Source organism: Galbibacter kalidii (assembly GCF_026241135.1).
Taxonomy (GTDB): Bacteria; Bacteroidota; Bacteroidia; order Flavobacteriales; family Flavobacteriaceae; genus Galbibacter.
On the sequence record NZ_JAPFGA010000006.1, the window covers coordinates 103,482 to 118,693 of the forward strand.

Consider the following 15,212-nt stretch of genomic DNA (forward strand, 5'->3'; position numbering starts at 1 on the left):
ACAATGCAAAATTTTTCATTTTCACTTTTAATTATTCATTATAAAAAATGAAAGGACCTTTATTTTATTCAAAAATATTACTCTTCGGGGAATATGGGATCATCAAGGATTCCAAAGGCTTATCCATTCCGTATAATTTTTATAATGGCGGATTGAAGCTTAGTGACGAGTTGGATACTTCTGCAAAAAAATCCAACAAAAGTTTAAAACACTTTTCTGCCTATCTCAAAGATTTGCAAACGGAACAACCTGATCTTGTTTCTTTTGATTTGGAGAAACTAGATGCCGATGTTACCAAAGGAATGTATTTCGACAGCAGTATTCCGCAAGGATATGGTGTGGGGAGTAGCGGTGCTCTTGTAGCAGCTGTTTACGATAAGTACGCTTTTGATAAAATAACGGTATTGGAAAATTTGACCCGGGAAAAACTCCTGAAACTAAAAGCTATTTTCGGGGCGATGGAGTCCTTTTTCCATGGAAAATCTTCCGGATTGGATCCGTTGAACAGCTATTTAAGTCTTCCAATACTGATCAATTCCAAAGATAATATAGAACCTACAGGAATTCCTTCACAAACCGTTGACGGAAAAGGAGCTGTGTTTTTGTTGGATAGCGGAGTGACAGGGGAAACCGCACCTATGATCCAGATCTTTTTGGAGAATATGAAGCACGAAGGTTTTAGAAATATGCTGAAAGATCAGTTTATAAAACATACCGATGCTTGTGTGGATGATTTCCTGAAAGGGGATGTGAAATCACTGTTTAAAAACCTGAAACAACTCTCCAATACGGTGTTGAACAACTTTAAGCCTATGATTCCGGCACAATTTCATAAACTGTGGAAATACGGGATCGACACCAACGAGTATTATCTAAAACTTTGCGGTTCTGGTGGTGGAGGTTATATTTTGGGCTTTACCCAAGATATTGAAAAAGCGAGAAAAGCGCTGGAAGGGCACAAATTGGAGGTGGTTTACAACTTCTAAGAATTTCAAAACCTGCATATATGTTCAATCGGAAGCAAAAGCTCTTATTCCTTAAGTTGTTAAGTTTGTTTTCGGTAGTTCGTGGTTATAATGTGTTGGTCATTGCCTTGGCACAATACCTAACCTCTATCTATATTTTATCTCCCGATACACCATTGTACCAAGTGTTGTTTGATCCTAATCTGTTTGCCATTGTTGTGGCTTCGGCTATTGCCATTGCGTCAGGTTATATCATCAATAATTTTTATGATGCGGAGAAAGACTTGATCAACAGGCCGACGAAAAGCATGTTGGATAGGTTAGTCGGACAGCGATTCAAACTATCGGCTTATTTTGTGCTCAATTTCCTGTCGGTTGTTTTTGCCAGTTATGTTTCTTTTCGGGCGGTGATATTCTTTTCGCTCTATATTTTCGGAATTTGGTTTTATTCACATAAACTGAAAAAAGTAGCGTTTATTGGTAATTTTGTATCAGCAACTCTTGCTATTACACCTTTTTTTGCCGTTTTTATCTATTATAAGAACTTCGATCCGGTTATTTTTGTCCATGCAACCTTCTTGTTCCTCATCATTCTTATCCGTGAAAAGGTAAAAGACCTGGAAAATATGAAAGGCGATATGGCGCAAAATTACAAGACCATTCCGGTGGTTTACGGAGAGCGTGTATCGAAGATCGTTATTACTGTATTGACTGCACTAACATTGATTCCGGCCTATTTGTTGATCACTAGATTTGAAATTGGATATATGCATATTTTCTTTTATGGATGTATATTCCTCTTGTTGATCTTTGTGATTCTTCTATGGCGTTCGTCGGTCAAAATGCATTATCTGTTACTTCACAATATTTTGAAGTTCATTATAGTCTCCGGGGTTTTCAGTATTTTACTGATTGATGTAGATTTGGTATTGAACAGGATTTTTTAGATAATCCTCCAAAGGAGAAAATTGAATTGAACTTTGCTGATTGGAGTTGACCGGTTTTTTTTAATCCAAATCCCAATTTCGGTAACCTGTCATCGATCAAAACTTCTAACTTCCCACTTCATGCTTCCGTCATCGGTCATCCGTCTTCAAACTCTATTGTACATCCCTTAATCAGGCTGACCGTTTTTCAAAATTCCTAATTTCGTATTTCTAATCTTGTATTTCAAATTTCACACTTTATTCATCTATCTTTGCAAAAAAGATTTTTATGAGTAGAGAGGATAAGTCTAAAAAGGGAAAAAGTTATGGTAGACAAGGAGGCGGCAGCAAAAAAGTATCGGGTAGACAGGGAGGAAAGATGAAAGGGGAAAGTTACGGACGTGGATATTCCCCCAGCCGAAAACCGACTCCCAAAAAAAATCAATTGGCACCAGACGAAATACGACTCAATAAATATATATCAAATAGTGGGGTTTGTTCAAGAAGGGATGCCGATATTTATATAGCTTCGGGAAATGTGACCGTTAATGGAAAAGTAGTGACAGAAATGGGCTATAAAGTGAAACTGACCGATGAGGTAAAGTTTGACGGGCGCAAAATCAATCCTGAAAAAAAGGAATACATATTGCTGAACAAACCCAAAGGTTTTATCACCACCACAAACGATGAAAAAGGAAGACGTACTGTGATGGATTTGGTGAAGAATGCTACCAAAAGCAACATAGTGCCTGTTGGGCGATTGGACCGGAATACCATCGGACTCTTGCTGTTTACCAACGACGGCGACTTGGCTAAAAAGCTTACACATCCTAAACACGGGGTTCGAAAAATCTATCATGTGGCTTTGGATAAAAACTTTAAGGGCGAAGATTTGCTTAAGGTAAAAGAAGGTTTAAGACTTGAAGATGGAGAGATCAAGGTGGATGAAATTTCCTTTATCGATGGCGGAAAGAAAAATGAAGTGGGTGTGAAAATACACAGCGGACGCAACCGTATCGTAAGACGTATTTTTCAACATCTGGACTATGAAGTGGTGAAGTTGGATCGTGTTGTCTTTGCCGGACTGACAAAAAAAGACCTTCCACGAGGGACTTGGAGACATTTGACAAAACAGGAGGTCATCAATCTAAGGATGCTTTAACCAAAAAAACTCCTTGGGACTTGCTCCAAGGTTTTTCGTTTTTTACCTCTTCCGCCTTGGGCGGATCGAAACTGTTCGGATGAGGAAAGGTTTTTTCAGAATAACTTCTCTAATAAAGCAGAAGTATACAACAAGGTATTCCAGGGCGATAAGCCAAAGGTTTTCGTTGAAGTTTTCCCGGGCATAGGCATGATAACTAATCATGATCACCAGACTCCATACCACCGGGAACCTGTATGGGGTGAACACACATAAAACAAGTGGAGTGGCAATGTACCACGGATGAACGGTAGTGGACAGGAACAAATAAAAAGAACAGGTTATTAGCATTGAGATGATCAGGGTTTGTGGCGTGCTGTTCTTTTTGAAAAAGGATAAATAGAGAACAATCAATACTACGGAAATAGCCAAAACGATTCCGGTCGATTGAATGATGTTATAGCCCTTTATCAAGAACCCGACTTCCCTGATGATATAATAAATCCCCGCATTGAATTCGAATTTCTGAAACCACAATCCGATGCTTTTCCCGAAATTGGAAATCAGATTGTCGGACATGAAAGGAAGGAATGAAATCACAAATCCGATAATGACGATAGCATAAAAAGCGATAAGTTTCAACAGGCTTGTTTTTTGATCTTTTTTAAAGAACCAATAAACCAGCAGGGGTAAAAAGATAAGTGGAATCAGTTTTACGGAAATGGAAATGGAGAGCAAAAATGCTGCAAGTACCCATTTCTTCCGAAGTAAAAAATAAAGAGCAGCTACCAAGAAGAAAAGCATCACCCCTTCAAAATGAAGATTTCCACATAGCTCGATAATGATAAACGGATTCAAAAAATACCAAAATATCTGATGTGTAGGAAGTTTGAGTAAGTTCAATACCTTTCTTCCGAAGTAAAGTATCCCTAGATCAGCAGCAATCATAAAAACACGTAGCACAATTGTAGTGCCCAGAATACTTTTACCTCCTAAGAGTGCAGCCAAAGCAAAAAACAGTTGATGTACGGGGGGATAATTGCTGTAATTGCCAGCGCTTAAACTCCCCATTCCGTCCAACAGAGCCTTGTAATTTTCCATTGGGATCATTTCAGAATTAAAAAGTTGTTGGGGAGTAAATTCGTATGGGTTTATTCCTTCCAGAATCATTCTACCATCCCAGATAAAACGATAAAAATCCTGTGATAAGTTTGGGGCAGCCACAATAAATACTAATCTGAAAAGAATTCCTGTAAGCAAAAGGAATTTAAAATTCCCCTTCTCCATTTGAAGGGTTTTGTAAAAGAAATAGAACAGCACGGCGTATAAACCGAAAAGTTTCACGGTGTCGGATCTTTCCAAATCATAAGCAAAACTGAAATAGAAAAGTAAGGCTGAAAGGGTGAAAATTATCGGGTACTTGTGCGCGCTCCAATAATCAAGCATAAGATGTTCTTGAGGTTATGGAATGAAAAAATACAAAACCAAAGCCCAAGCACAAAATTAAATGGAAAGGGAAGAAGCTGAAATCGTTAAAATGAAAGGCGCTGAACATTCCGAATAGAAAATAAAGGAGCAGTATTCCTTCGGGGATAAGACTTTTTGAAATCCCGTTGGAGAGGTACTTGTTGCTTTTCCAAGAATCAGATATGTTTTTGATATTGAACTTTGGGGTTCTTACAAATCCGCTGCGTTTTCCCAAATGTCCTTGAATAACCGCAACGCTATTGTGCAATGTAAAACCGAGGACAATGGTGAAAAAAGCGATAAATACCCTGGTGTATGAAAAAATTCCCGTCCAACCTTCATTTTTCAAGTTTTTGTAGGTAAACCAATAGCAGATATACAAAATTAGGGTGCTGGCGATAAAGATGCCTGTGAAATCGAATATCCATGCCGGAATAAAATCCAATTGTCTGATAAACAACACAGGAACACTTAAAAAAGCAATGAGAAACGCACATAAGAACATACTACTGTTCAAAAGGTGGATAAAACCGTGGATTTTTGTTTTCAGTGGAAGCTTGTCAGCTTTCAATAGCTTGCTTACGGTTTTTCTGAAGTTTTCGGCACCCCCTTTATTCCATCTGAATTGTTGTGTTCTCGCAGCACTGATAACTACCGGAAGCTCTGCCGGGGTTTCCACATCTTCCAGATATTTGAATTTCCAGTTTTTCAGCTGAGCCCTATAGCTCAGGTCGAGGTCTTCGGTCAGGGTATCCGCTTCCCAATTCCCGGCATCAACGATACATTCTTTACGCCATATCCCTGCGGTACCGTTAAAATTGATAAAATGTCCTTTGGCATTTCTTCCCACCTGTTCGATAGTAAAATGGGCATCCAAAGCAAAAGCCTGAATCTCTGTGAGTAACGAGTAATTCCTGTTGAGGTGTCCCCATCGGGTCTGTACAACCCCGATCTCAGGGTCTTTAAAATAGGGAACTGTTTTTTTAAGCCAGTCTTTTTCCGGGAGGAAATCAGCATCAAAAATAGCGATAAAGTCGCCTTTGGCAGCCTTTAGGCCTTCTTTTAACGCACCCGCTTTAAAGCCTTCACGATTATTTCTTCTGATGTGTTTTATATCGAAACCGAGTTGCTGTAATGCTTCGATCTTTTTTATTGTTTTTTCAACGGATTCCTCAGTAGAATCGTCCAAAACCTGAATTTCCAGTTTTTGCGATGGATATTCCAGTTTTACAATATTGTCGAGCAGTCTTTCAATCACATAATCTTCGTTGTAGACGGGTAGTTGAACGGTGATGTTTGGAATTTCCGAAGCATTCAGGGAATTGAATTTAGGAGCCGGCGATTCATTTTTCTTAAAGTGCAGGTAATTAACGAGTAGATTCAGCTGTGTTAAACTGTAAATCAGAATAAACACCAAAGCAAAGATGTAAATACCGAGGATGCTGTATGAAACGATCTCGATCATTTGAAACTATATTTAAAAATCCAACCCAATATTTTGATTCCTGCCATAATGGTTCCTTTTACGGTTCCTGAAACTTTTGAAACACCTATTCTGTTTCTGTATTTTACGGGCACTTCCACATATTTCAACCCTTTTTTGATGGCTTTTAATTGCATTTCTACCGTCCATCCATAGGTTTCGTCTTCCATTTCCAAGCTTAAAAGCTTTTTGTATTTGATCGCCCTGAAGGGTCCAAGGTCGGTAAAATTTGCTTTAAAGAAAAGCCGCATCAATGTGGTGGCCAACCAATTCCCGAAAACTTGCTGTGGTGTCATCGAATTTTTAGCCCTCAAAACTTTTGTCCTAGCTCCGATAACCAGATCGACATCATCTTCAAGAATAGGAGCTACCAATTTGGGGAGCTCCTCCGGATAATCGGAATAATCACCATCCAAAAAAACAACAACTTCAGGCCTCTTGTCTTGGTCGGCTATATATTCCATTCCTTTCAGGCAGGCATAGCCATATCCTTTTCTGTGTTCGTTTAAAACCGTTGCTCCGGCTTGTTTTGCCACTTTTTCAGTCTTATCCGTCGAACGGTTGTTGACGACAATCACCTCATCGACCATTTCCGGAATATCACGAATTACAGAAGTAATGGAAGCCTCTTCGTTATAAGCCGGAATGATTACTTTGATGCTTGTCATTTTTCGGTATCAGATGATGAACTCAAGGACAACAAATCTACATCATTTCCAAGAAGAACCTCCTTAGTGTTGATGCGTCCTTTTTGCGGGCCGTTTTCAAGTTTTAAGACACCACGCGGACAAACAGCAGAGCAGATACCACAACCTACACAAGAAGCCCTCACGATATTTTCTCCTCTTTGGGCGTAGGCTCTTACATCAATTCCCATTTCGCAATAGGTAGAACAATTTCCGCAGGAAATACATTGTCCGCCATTGGTCGTGATCCTGAATTTTGAAAAAAGGCGTTGTTGTAACCCTAAAATAGCAGCCATGGGACAACCAAAACGACACCACACCCTGCTACCGAAAATGGGATAGAATCCGGTACCGACAACTCCCGCAAAAATTGAACCGATCAAAAAGGCATAAGTACTTCGCAACGTTTCCGGACCGAAGATGAAAATATTGTTTCCGCTGAAGTAATGAATACTGATAAGCCCAAGAATGATTGCCGTAAAACCAATAGCACCATAACGGGCATCTTTTTCCAGTTCGTGACGTTTAAAGATCCATATAACGGCAAACAATAGCCCGATCAATACAGCAACACCAATCAAAAAGGTGTCTTTGTTCAGCCAGTATTTATCAGCGTCATAACTTAAATAACTGTGGACAACGGCTGTGGTCATCAAGACAGAAAATACGAGGACAATGTGTACCATCCAGCGTTCCAATTTCCAAGCGGATAATCTTTTATCTGATAAATGCCTGAAAGGATCTCCTGCGGTTTCGGCTAGGCCTCCGCAGCCACAAACCCAAGAGCAGTACCACCGCTTTCCGTATTTATAGGTCAGTATTGGGGTGATAATCAAGATAGAAGCGACACCAAAAATCAAAAGTGCTATGCCAATATTTCCTGAGCTTATAAAATCGTCAACGCGGTATTGGTCAAAATTGTAATAGTTGAGCGGCCAAATGTTTTTTAGGTCGTAATAAGGAAGTGAAAACGAATCGGAGTTCATGCGCGCCATCAATTCAGGAATGATAAAGGCGAATGACAATTGAAAGAACATCACACTGAATGTCCGCAACACTTCATAACGGTTGTTTCTGTATTTCCAGAGGAATTTAATACCAAAAGCAAGAATGGCCACCGTGTAGAGCGTTCCATAAACAAACCACTGACTGGCTGGGTTACCGTTTAGAAACCGACTCAGAGGATCGAATAAAGCGACGAGTCCAGTGTTTTTATCAGTATTGAGTCCGAGATATTGCGGATAAAAATAGAGAACGATATAAAATCCGGTAATCGCAATTCCCGTTATCCAAGCAATAAGGCCTTTGGAAGTCATGGGTTTTAGCCAAACCCCGTCGTTTTTAATCCCAGCGGGTTGTGAAGTGTATAAACCATAAGAAAAAAGAGATATTCCAAGGGTGATCGAAATTAAAGAAACCGTAAGCCAAAGCGTTTTGTTGGGGAAATTAACATTGAAAATTGCCAACAAAAGAATACCAAGTCCAAACATCCCGACAAGAACCCCGATTTTTTGCCAAGTAGACAAAGCCACAGGAGGTTCTCCGGATAATGACATATTGTGTTGTATGGAAGTATTCATAGGATTTTATACAGTTTGTAAGGGTTGTTTATATGAATTCTTTATCGCCTTATGATGTTGCTTATAAAACTCAGGATCAAAATTGGCCTGATGGAAATTTTCAATAACAAAATCGATGCTTTTTTCTTCGGATAACCAACGGTCGATAACCTCATGACATATACGGATACCAAGACTATTGATGCCCAAAATGGCCCTGGAGTTTTTATGATAAGCTATCCGAATACATTTTTCTTCTGTGGAGTGTTCCCAGTAAAAATGCAGTTCATCATCTTTAGGTTTTGGCCACACCCAACCGTAGGTTTGGTATTCAATATCAAAGAATTTAGCAGAATTGAACCAATGCCCGGGTTGATAAGCCATTTTATTTCCGCAGAGGGTCTGTGCCACAGTTTCGCCCATCATCCGTCCGGTGTACCATACCGCTTCCACGGGTCTTCTCAAACCGGTGGGCTCTGTTTGTTCAGCACAATCGCCTATGGCATAAATCCCCGGAATGTTGGTTTCCAGATATCGGTTTACTTTTACGCCTTTCCCCAATTCGATTCCTGAATTTTTTAAAAAATCGATATTTGGAGAAACACCGGCGGTAAGTCCGACAAAATCACAAGGAATTTCTTCATCTTCGGAAGTGATTACAGCTCTGGCTCTTCCGTTTTCATCAGCTTTGATTTCCTTCAATTCGGTGGAGAGTCTCAAATCCACATGATGTTTTCTGATGTGTTTATTGATGGTTTCTGATTCGTCATCAGGTAAGACATTATTCCAAAACGAATCTTCCCTCACCAAAAAAGTAACAGGAATGTCCCTCGTACGAAGCATTTCTGCCAGTTCAATACCGATAAGTCCGCCACCGACAATAATAGCTCTTTTGCAAAGCTTGTTGTTGGGCGCATTGGTTTCCAGCAGTTCCAGATCTTGTTTTGAGTACAATCCCTGTACCCTTTCCAGATCCTGTCCGGGCCATCCAAATTTATTGGGTTTAGAACCTGAGGCAATAATGAGTTCGTCATAATTCAATGTAGAATGATCACTAAAAACGAGTTTATTTTCTTTGGGAACCACTTTAGAAACATAACCTTTTTTGAGTTCGATCCGGTTCTTTTCCCAAAACCAATTTTCATAAGGTTGTGTGTGTTCAAACTTCTGATGTCCCATATAGACATACATCAGTGCCGTTCTGGAAAAAAAGTATTCCGATTCGGCGGAGATTACAGTGATCTTATGATCGCTCCATTTCCGAATATGCCTGGCAGCTGTGATGCCGGAAATTCCGTTCCCTATAATCGCAATGTGTTTCATTTTTACCGACTTGAACAATCAACATAAACAAGATAAGAACTTAATATGGGATAGCCGTTTTATAGCGGATAAAATTATGTGAATTGGTATGGAGGATGTCTAAAAAGACTGTTTTTACACAAATGTCAGTCTGAGCTTGTCGAAGACGATTTGGTTTTCAACACATTACACTTCGACAAGCTCAGTGTGACAAAGGTTTTTAAGTCTTTTTAGACATTCTCTCTTTTCATCTACAGGTCAGAACTTTATTTCAAAATACCATCAACAATGCCGTAGTCAATCGATTCATCGGCATTCATCCAATAATCCCTGTTGAAATCTTTCATGATCTTTTCAACGGTTTGTCCGCAGTTATCAGCTAAAATTTGTGCACCGATCTCTTTGGTTTTCAAAAGTTCCTGGGCTTGGATTTCTATGTTTGAAGCCTGTCCTTGAGCACCGCCACTGGGTTGATGTATCATCACTCTTGCATACGGATATACAAAACGCTTTCCCTTTTCTCCTGCTGAAAGTAGGATGGACCCCATTGAAGCAGCCAAACCTGTGCAAATAGTAGAAACTGGACTTTTTAGTGATTTCATGGTGTCGTGAATGGCAAAACCAGAAGTGACATAACCACCCGGACTGTTGATAATGAGCTTTATTTCATCCTTGCCCAATTGATCTAAATACAACAATCGATCTATTACGTGTTTTGCAGATTTATCATCTACCTGCCCCCATAGAAAAACCTTGCGGTCGTCAAGGAGTGTTTCGTCTATTTTGTCTTGAATTTTTTTACTCGCCATATATTTGGTGTTTTTATTGTCTTCGAATATAACTATTTTAACCCACATTCTACATCTTGAAATTTATTGAAAAAACCGTCAGTTCGAGTTTTTTTCTGAAAGAAAAAAGTATCGAGAATCGTTTTTTAAAGTTCAAATTCCTATTCTCGATACATTTTTTACTCTGTTATCACTCCGTAAAAATCACTCGAATTGACGAATTTGAATTCATAATTCATAACAGGTTATTTTTTTACTGTGATTCTGTTGCCTTTCTCTCATTCAAAGGATAAATTTCCTGCTGAAAAAAATGCTTCGGAAATCCTTCGTCCCCCTCAAAACCGAGTTCGATATCCCTCCCGTCGTAGGGGATATAATTGGTTTTAAACAGATAATCCCAGAGACTTAATGTAATTCCGAAGTTAACCCCGTATCTATTCGGAATCTTTTTGCTGTGGTGCCAAATATGCATTTTAGGGTTGTTGAAAATGTATTTGAAGGGTCCGTAATCCCAGCCAATGTTTGCATGGTTTAAGTGTCCGATGGTAATATTGAAAAAATGGACAATAGCAATGGCTTCAATGTCAAAACCGCCAATAATAGCTATGGGGATGTATAAAATGGATTTATACACCACAGGTTCCATCCAGTGATACCGAAAATGTGCCGCAAATCCCATCTCTTTTACCGAATGATGGATTTTGTGAAAATTCCATAAAAAAGGCACACGGTGCAACAACATATGCGTAGCCCATTGTACAAAATCGGCAATGACAAAAAATATAAGTACGCCGGCCCACCAAGGAAATTGAGAAACATCAAACAACTGAAAATGAGAAACGGATAAACCTACCACACCTAAAATATCATTGAAAATAACTTCAGCAAGGTTAGACAAGGCTATGAGCGCTATTAAATTCAGTAAAAAGAAATTGAAAAAAAGATAGAAAGTATCCAGCCAAAAATCTTTTCTGAAGATCTTCTGGTTTTTCCTCCACGGAAATAATATTTCGAGCATCCAAACAGCAAAAGAAATAATCAGAAGTCCATAAAAGTAGTTCTCCCAGTGAAATGCAGTGATTTCTGAGATGAGGTAATTAAAATACCCCGAATAGGAATTTTTTATGATCTCTAAATATTTTTCCATTACTGAGTGTTAAGTACTAAGTATAAAGTACAAAGTATTAAGATTTTCCGCAACTGAATTGTGTTTCTTCGATTATGTTATATACATTTTTGTTAGTAATCAAGCGGCTTCATTTGCCATCGCGCCAGCTGGCTCGTTCGCTAAAACAGTCCACCGGACTGTTTCTTAACGCTCCGCCCTCTAATTTCCTTTAACAACATCCTCCACCGTCATAATGCCAGGTGGACTTTGATATAAAAATATCATTTCTGCCGAGATTTTCAAGTACGGCAGCGGTTTTATCACAGATCGCCAAAGGTTGATTTTGAGGCAGTACATGTCCTTTTTGATCATCAAAAAAATCATCTTCCCCATAATACAGGGCTGTTTTTCCGGTAAACACACATGGACCATCCTCGGGTATGGGGTCTTTTATCGCCGCTACTTCTATCGATTCAATAAAAATCAACTCTTCAGTATCATAATGATTCGGATCCAGAATACGGTATGGTTTTCTCGCTCGGATTTCAATAGTACCAAAGCCTGCACCAGTAAGCATTTTTACATATTCAGTAATGGGCAAACTTCCGCTAAGGCATAAAGCGCGTAATTTTTCGTCGTTTCTTAAGGCTTCATTCATGGGCTGCTCACAAGTGGGATCACTCATAATCAGTCGTCCATGGGGTTTAAGCACCCGATACATTTCTGCAATGGCTTTTTTTAGCTCTTCTTTTTTGAAAATATTGAACAAGCAATTTTGAGCAGCGACATCTATACTGTTATCAGTTACGGGAAGGTGTAAAGCATCACCTTTTTTTAGATCGACAAATTCGCTTTTAAACCAATCGTTTTGTGCTTCAGCCTCTTTAAAGTTTTTTCGGGAAGCTTCCAGCATTTCATCGACCACATCGATGCCAATCACTCCGTTTTTTTGGCGGGAGAAATAAGCAAATTGCAACAATTCCATTCCGCCGCCAACACCTACATAAAGGATATTGGGGTTATTGACCAAATCCCTTGCGTGTACGGTGCTTCCACATCCGTAGTTCATTTCCTGCATGATCTTCGGGATCTTTAAGCCCGGTAATTCCCACACCGGATTGGTGGTACAGCACAAACCAACATTGGGAGTAAGTGCCGCTTCCTGATAAACATTTATTGTGGTATCTAGATAACTCATAATTCTTTGATCAATTCTTTAAATAAAGCGATCATTTTAGGTTCTGTTTCGCCTGCTACACGGATAATATCATCAAGATTCACAGGTTTTAGATTGTCCGGGTTGCCTTCATCAGTAATAACAGAAATAGCGACAATCGGTAGCCTGAGGTGGTTAGCGACAATCACTTCAGGAACAGTGCTCATCCCTACGGCGTCGGCTCCGATAATCTTCAAATAGCGGTATTCGGCTTTGGTTTCCAATTGAGGTCCTACAACGGATACATAAACTCCTTTTTTCAACGGAATCTGCTTTTTTTCGGCAATTTCTGTAAGCATACGGCGCATTTCCGGATTGTATGGTTCACTCATATCTACAAATCGGTCACCAAATTGTGCTACGTCTTTAAAAGCTAGGGGAGAACCGCCTTGCAGGTTGATATGGTCTTCGATAAGCATAAGATCCCCTTTTTTGAGGTCGAGATTGATAGACCCCGCCGCATTGGAAATCAATAGTTTTTTGATGCCCAATTCGTGCATAGCCCGTATCGGGTAGGTGATATCTATAAAATCATAACCTTCATACAAGTGGAAACGTCCTTGCATCACCACTACTTTTTTTCCTTCAATCTCACCATAAATAAGTTTCCCGCTGTGGAATTCTACCGTGGCCATTGGAAAGAACGGAATATGGTTGTAGTGCGCTACAATAGGGTTTTCAATTTCTTCTACTAATTTTCCCAAACCTGTTCCTAAAACAATACCGATCTCGGGCTTGTCAAAACCTTTGCTTTTTAAATACTCGGTGGTTTCTTGCAGTTGTTTTTTGGTCATATTTTTATGCTTTTTAAAAATTTTTGAAAAGCCGGGTGGGCTTTTATGTCGTTATAGTTATCAATATCGTTGCGTGTGTCTAACAAAGCTACATCAACTGTTTTTAAATCTTCTAAAGTATCTCTTAAAACCGTGTCTGTACTCCACTTTTTTTGCTGAAAGACCTTCGGGAACAACTGTTTTAAACCTAAGAGATAATAACCACCGTCTGCTGCAGGTCCTATTACGGCATCGTGGGCTTCCAGTTTTTTGAATGCGGTTTCGATATGCGACGGAGTAATATCATATAAATCACTACCAATAATGATTACTTTTTTATATCCTTCGGAAAAACATTCAAAAAAGGCATTTTCCATACGCTGCCCCAAATTATCACCTTTTTGGAGCTTTTTGCTGAATGTTTCTGGACTCCACAAGTCGTTTTCAATGATTTCTTCAGAATAATACACTGCTTTGTCACAAGGAAGATTACGGGTTACCTGTTTTGTTTTATTAAGAAGGAACTTATAAATTTCGAGTGCTTTTTCTTTTCCGACACTTTGGGCGAGACGGGTTTTTACCTTTCCCAATTCGGGATTTTTCGTAAATATGATGAGGATACTATTATTCATCTGATGTTGTATGCTTATGTGACAGTCCCCTGACAACTGCTTCCTGATCCTGCAGTGCAGCCATAGCAGTGTTGGGAAATCAAAATATTCCGGTCGTTTAAAATGTCTTCGTTGTAGTCTTTGATGTGTTTTACCGGGCTATTGACTTTCAAGCCCAACATCTGATTGAAATCACAGTCGTATAACCAACCGTCCCAACTCACCGAGATGGTGTTGGTACACATTACGTTTTGCACAGCTGCCGGATTGAAGGCTTCAACAAGCGAATACATATAATCTTCATAGTTTTCTGAGGCGATGAGGTAATCCAAAAACCTGGAGATAGGTAGGTTGGTAATTGCAAAAAGTTCGTGAAAATGAATCCCAAAATCTTCCAGCAATACCTTTTTAAAGTCTTTCTCCATAGAAGCCTGATCGGTGGGCAAAAAAGCCCCTGACGGATTATAGATCAAATCCAGCTTCAAATCGCTATCCGGCATGCCATAACCCACAGCGTTTAGTTTTTTCAACGCACTGATCGATTTGTTAAAGACACCATCGCCACGCTGTCTGTCGGTTTTTCCCTTGGTCCAATGTGGCATGGAAGAAACAACATGGATCTTGTGTTTTTTGAAAAACCCGGGCAGGTCGTGATATTTTTTGTTCGCCATGATGATGGTCAGGTTGCTGCGCACGATAAAATCCTTTACCCCAAGCTTGGAAGCCTCTTCCACAAACCACCTGAAACTAGGGTTCATTTCCGGAGCACCTCCTGTGAGATCGAGCGTGTGGGCGCCGGTATATTTGATAACGTCGAGGCATTGTTGCATGGTTTCCCGGGTCATGATCTCTTTTCTGTCCGGACCGGCATCTACATGGCAGTGGGAACACACCTGATTGCACATATATCCCACATTGATCTGTAGGATCTCTGTTTTTCTCGGCCGTAAAGGAAATTGACCTGTTTCGGCAATTTTTTCCTTAAATGTGGGTAATTCCCCATTGACGAAAATTCCGTTGGACAAAATTTCCAGTTGTTTTTCGGTATTTGCGAGTTCGTTTTTTCGTTTATGTAACGATTGGGTCGGCATGTATTTGTTTTTTAATCCCACTAAGTGGGTTTAATTCCTCGATGCTCTTCATCGAAATGAGTTAAGGTTTTGTTCCTTTTAATACCTCGTGGGTTT

General features: G+C 39.6%; 14 protein-coding genes. 3 read left to right on the plus strand and 11 right to left on the minus strand.

From position 1 onward, the window contains the following. Nucleotides 1–47: 47 nt before the first annotated feature. The 3 genes from OOZ15_RS08225 (at nt 48) to OOZ15_RS08235 (ending at nt 3,053) form a co-directional block, all read left to right on the plus strand. On the plus strand, nt 48–986 hold the full coding sequence (locus OOZ15_RS08225; protein ID WP_265955728.1) for a mevalonate kinase family protein: 939 nt from the start codon (nt 48–50) through the stop codon (nt 984–986). A 20-nt stretch (nt 987–1,006) separates the two neighbouring features. After that, entirely contained in the window at nt 1,007–1,912 is a 906-nt protein-coding gene (locus tag OOZ15_RS08230; RefSeq protein ID WP_265955729.1) for a geranylgeranylglycerol-phosphate geranylgeranyltransferase, read from the plus strand. Between the two features lie 268 nt (nt 1,913–2,180). After that, nucleotides 2,181–3,053 (plus strand): pseudouridine synthase, encoded by an 873-nt coding sequence (locus OOZ15_RS08235; RefSeq protein ID WP_265955730.1) that lies wholly within the window; start codon nt 2,181–2,183, stop codon nt 3,051–3,053. Nucleotides 3,054–3,095: 42 nt separating this feature from the next. Here OOZ15_RS08235 and OOZ15_RS08240 read toward each other — a convergent pair whose 3' ends face one another. The 11 genes from OOZ15_RS08240 to arsS form a co-directional block, all read right to left on the minus strand. Beyond that, nucleotides 3,096–4,319: an MptA/MptB family glycosyltransferase gene (locus OOZ15_RS08240; protein ID WP_323053833.1), complete on the minus strand. Its 1,224-nt coding sequence runs from the start codon at nt 4,317–4,319 to the stop codon at nt 3,096–3,098. A 151-nt stretch (nt 4,320–4,470) separates the two neighbouring features. Then, on the minus strand, nt 4,471–5,964 hold the full coding sequence (locus OOZ15_RS08245) for a cellulose synthase family protein (protein ID WP_265955733.1): 1,494 nt from the start codon (nt 5,962–5,964) through the stop codon (nt 4,471–4,473). After that, entirely contained in the window at nt 5,961–6,650 is a 690-nt protein-coding gene (locus OOZ15_RS08250; protein WP_265955735.1) for a glycosyltransferase family 2 protein, read from the minus strand. The genes OOZ15_RS08245 and OOZ15_RS08250 overlap by 4 nt, the downstream gene beginning before the upstream one ends. Beyond that, nucleotides 6,647–8,248: a 4Fe-4S binding protein gene (locus OOZ15_RS08255; RefSeq protein WP_265955737.1), complete on the minus strand. Its 1,602-nt coding sequence runs from the start codon at nt 8,246–8,248 to the stop codon at nt 6,647–6,649. Before OOZ15_RS08255 ends, OOZ15_RS08250 begins: the two co-directional genes overlap by 4 nt. A 6-nt stretch (nt 8,249–8,254) precedes the next feature. Then, complete coding sequence (locus OOZ15_RS08260; RefSeq protein ID WP_265955739.1) at nt 8,255–9,550, minus strand: NAD(P)/FAD-dependent oxidoreductase; 1,296 nt, start codon at nt 9,548–9,550, stop codon at nt 8,255–8,257. A gap of 245 nt (nt 9,551–9,795) precedes the next feature. Further along, nucleotides 9,796–10,338 (minus strand): ClpP family protease, encoded by a 543-nt coding sequence (locus OOZ15_RS08265; RefSeq protein WP_265955740.1) that lies wholly within the window; start codon nt 10,336–10,338, stop codon nt 9,796–9,798. A gap of 232 nt (nt 10,339–10,570) precedes the next feature. After that, nucleotides 10,571–11,464, minus strand: coding sequence for a sterol desaturase family protein (locus tag OOZ15_RS08270; protein WP_265955741.1), 894 nt, complete (start codon nt 11,462–11,464; stop codon nt 10,571–10,573). Between the two features lie 190 nt (nt 11,465–11,654). Then, on the minus strand, nt 11,655–12,623 hold the full coding sequence (arsM, locus tag OOZ15_RS08275) for an arsenosugar biosynthesis arsenite methyltransferase ArsM (RefSeq protein ID WP_265955742.1): 969 nt from the start codon (nt 12,621–12,623) through the stop codon (nt 11,655–11,657). After that, the gene (locus tag OOZ15_RS08280) at nt 12,620–13,435 is read right to left on the minus strand and encodes a purine-nucleoside phosphorylase (RefSeq protein ID WP_265955743.1); all 816 of its coding nucleotides are present in this window, start codon (nt 13,433–13,435) and stop codon (nt 12,620–12,622) included. Before OOZ15_RS08280 ends, arsM begins: the two co-directional genes overlap by 4 nt. Then, complete coding sequence (locus OOZ15_RS08285) at nt 13,432–14,046, minus strand: TIGR04282 family arsenosugar biosynthesis glycosyltransferase (RefSeq protein ID WP_265955744.1); 615 nt, start codon at nt 14,044–14,046, stop codon at nt 13,432–13,434. The genes OOZ15_RS08280 and OOZ15_RS08285 overlap by 4 nt, the downstream gene beginning before the upstream one ends. Nucleotides 14,047–14,060: 14 nt before the next feature. After that, nucleotides 14,061–15,116, minus strand: a complete 1,056-nt coding sequence (gene arsS / locus OOZ15_RS08290) for an arsenosugar biosynthesis radical SAM (seleno)protein ArsS (RefSeq protein WP_265955897.1) — start codon at nt 15,114–15,116, stop codon at nt 14,061–14,063. Nucleotides 15,117–15,212: the final 96 nt, after the last annotated feature.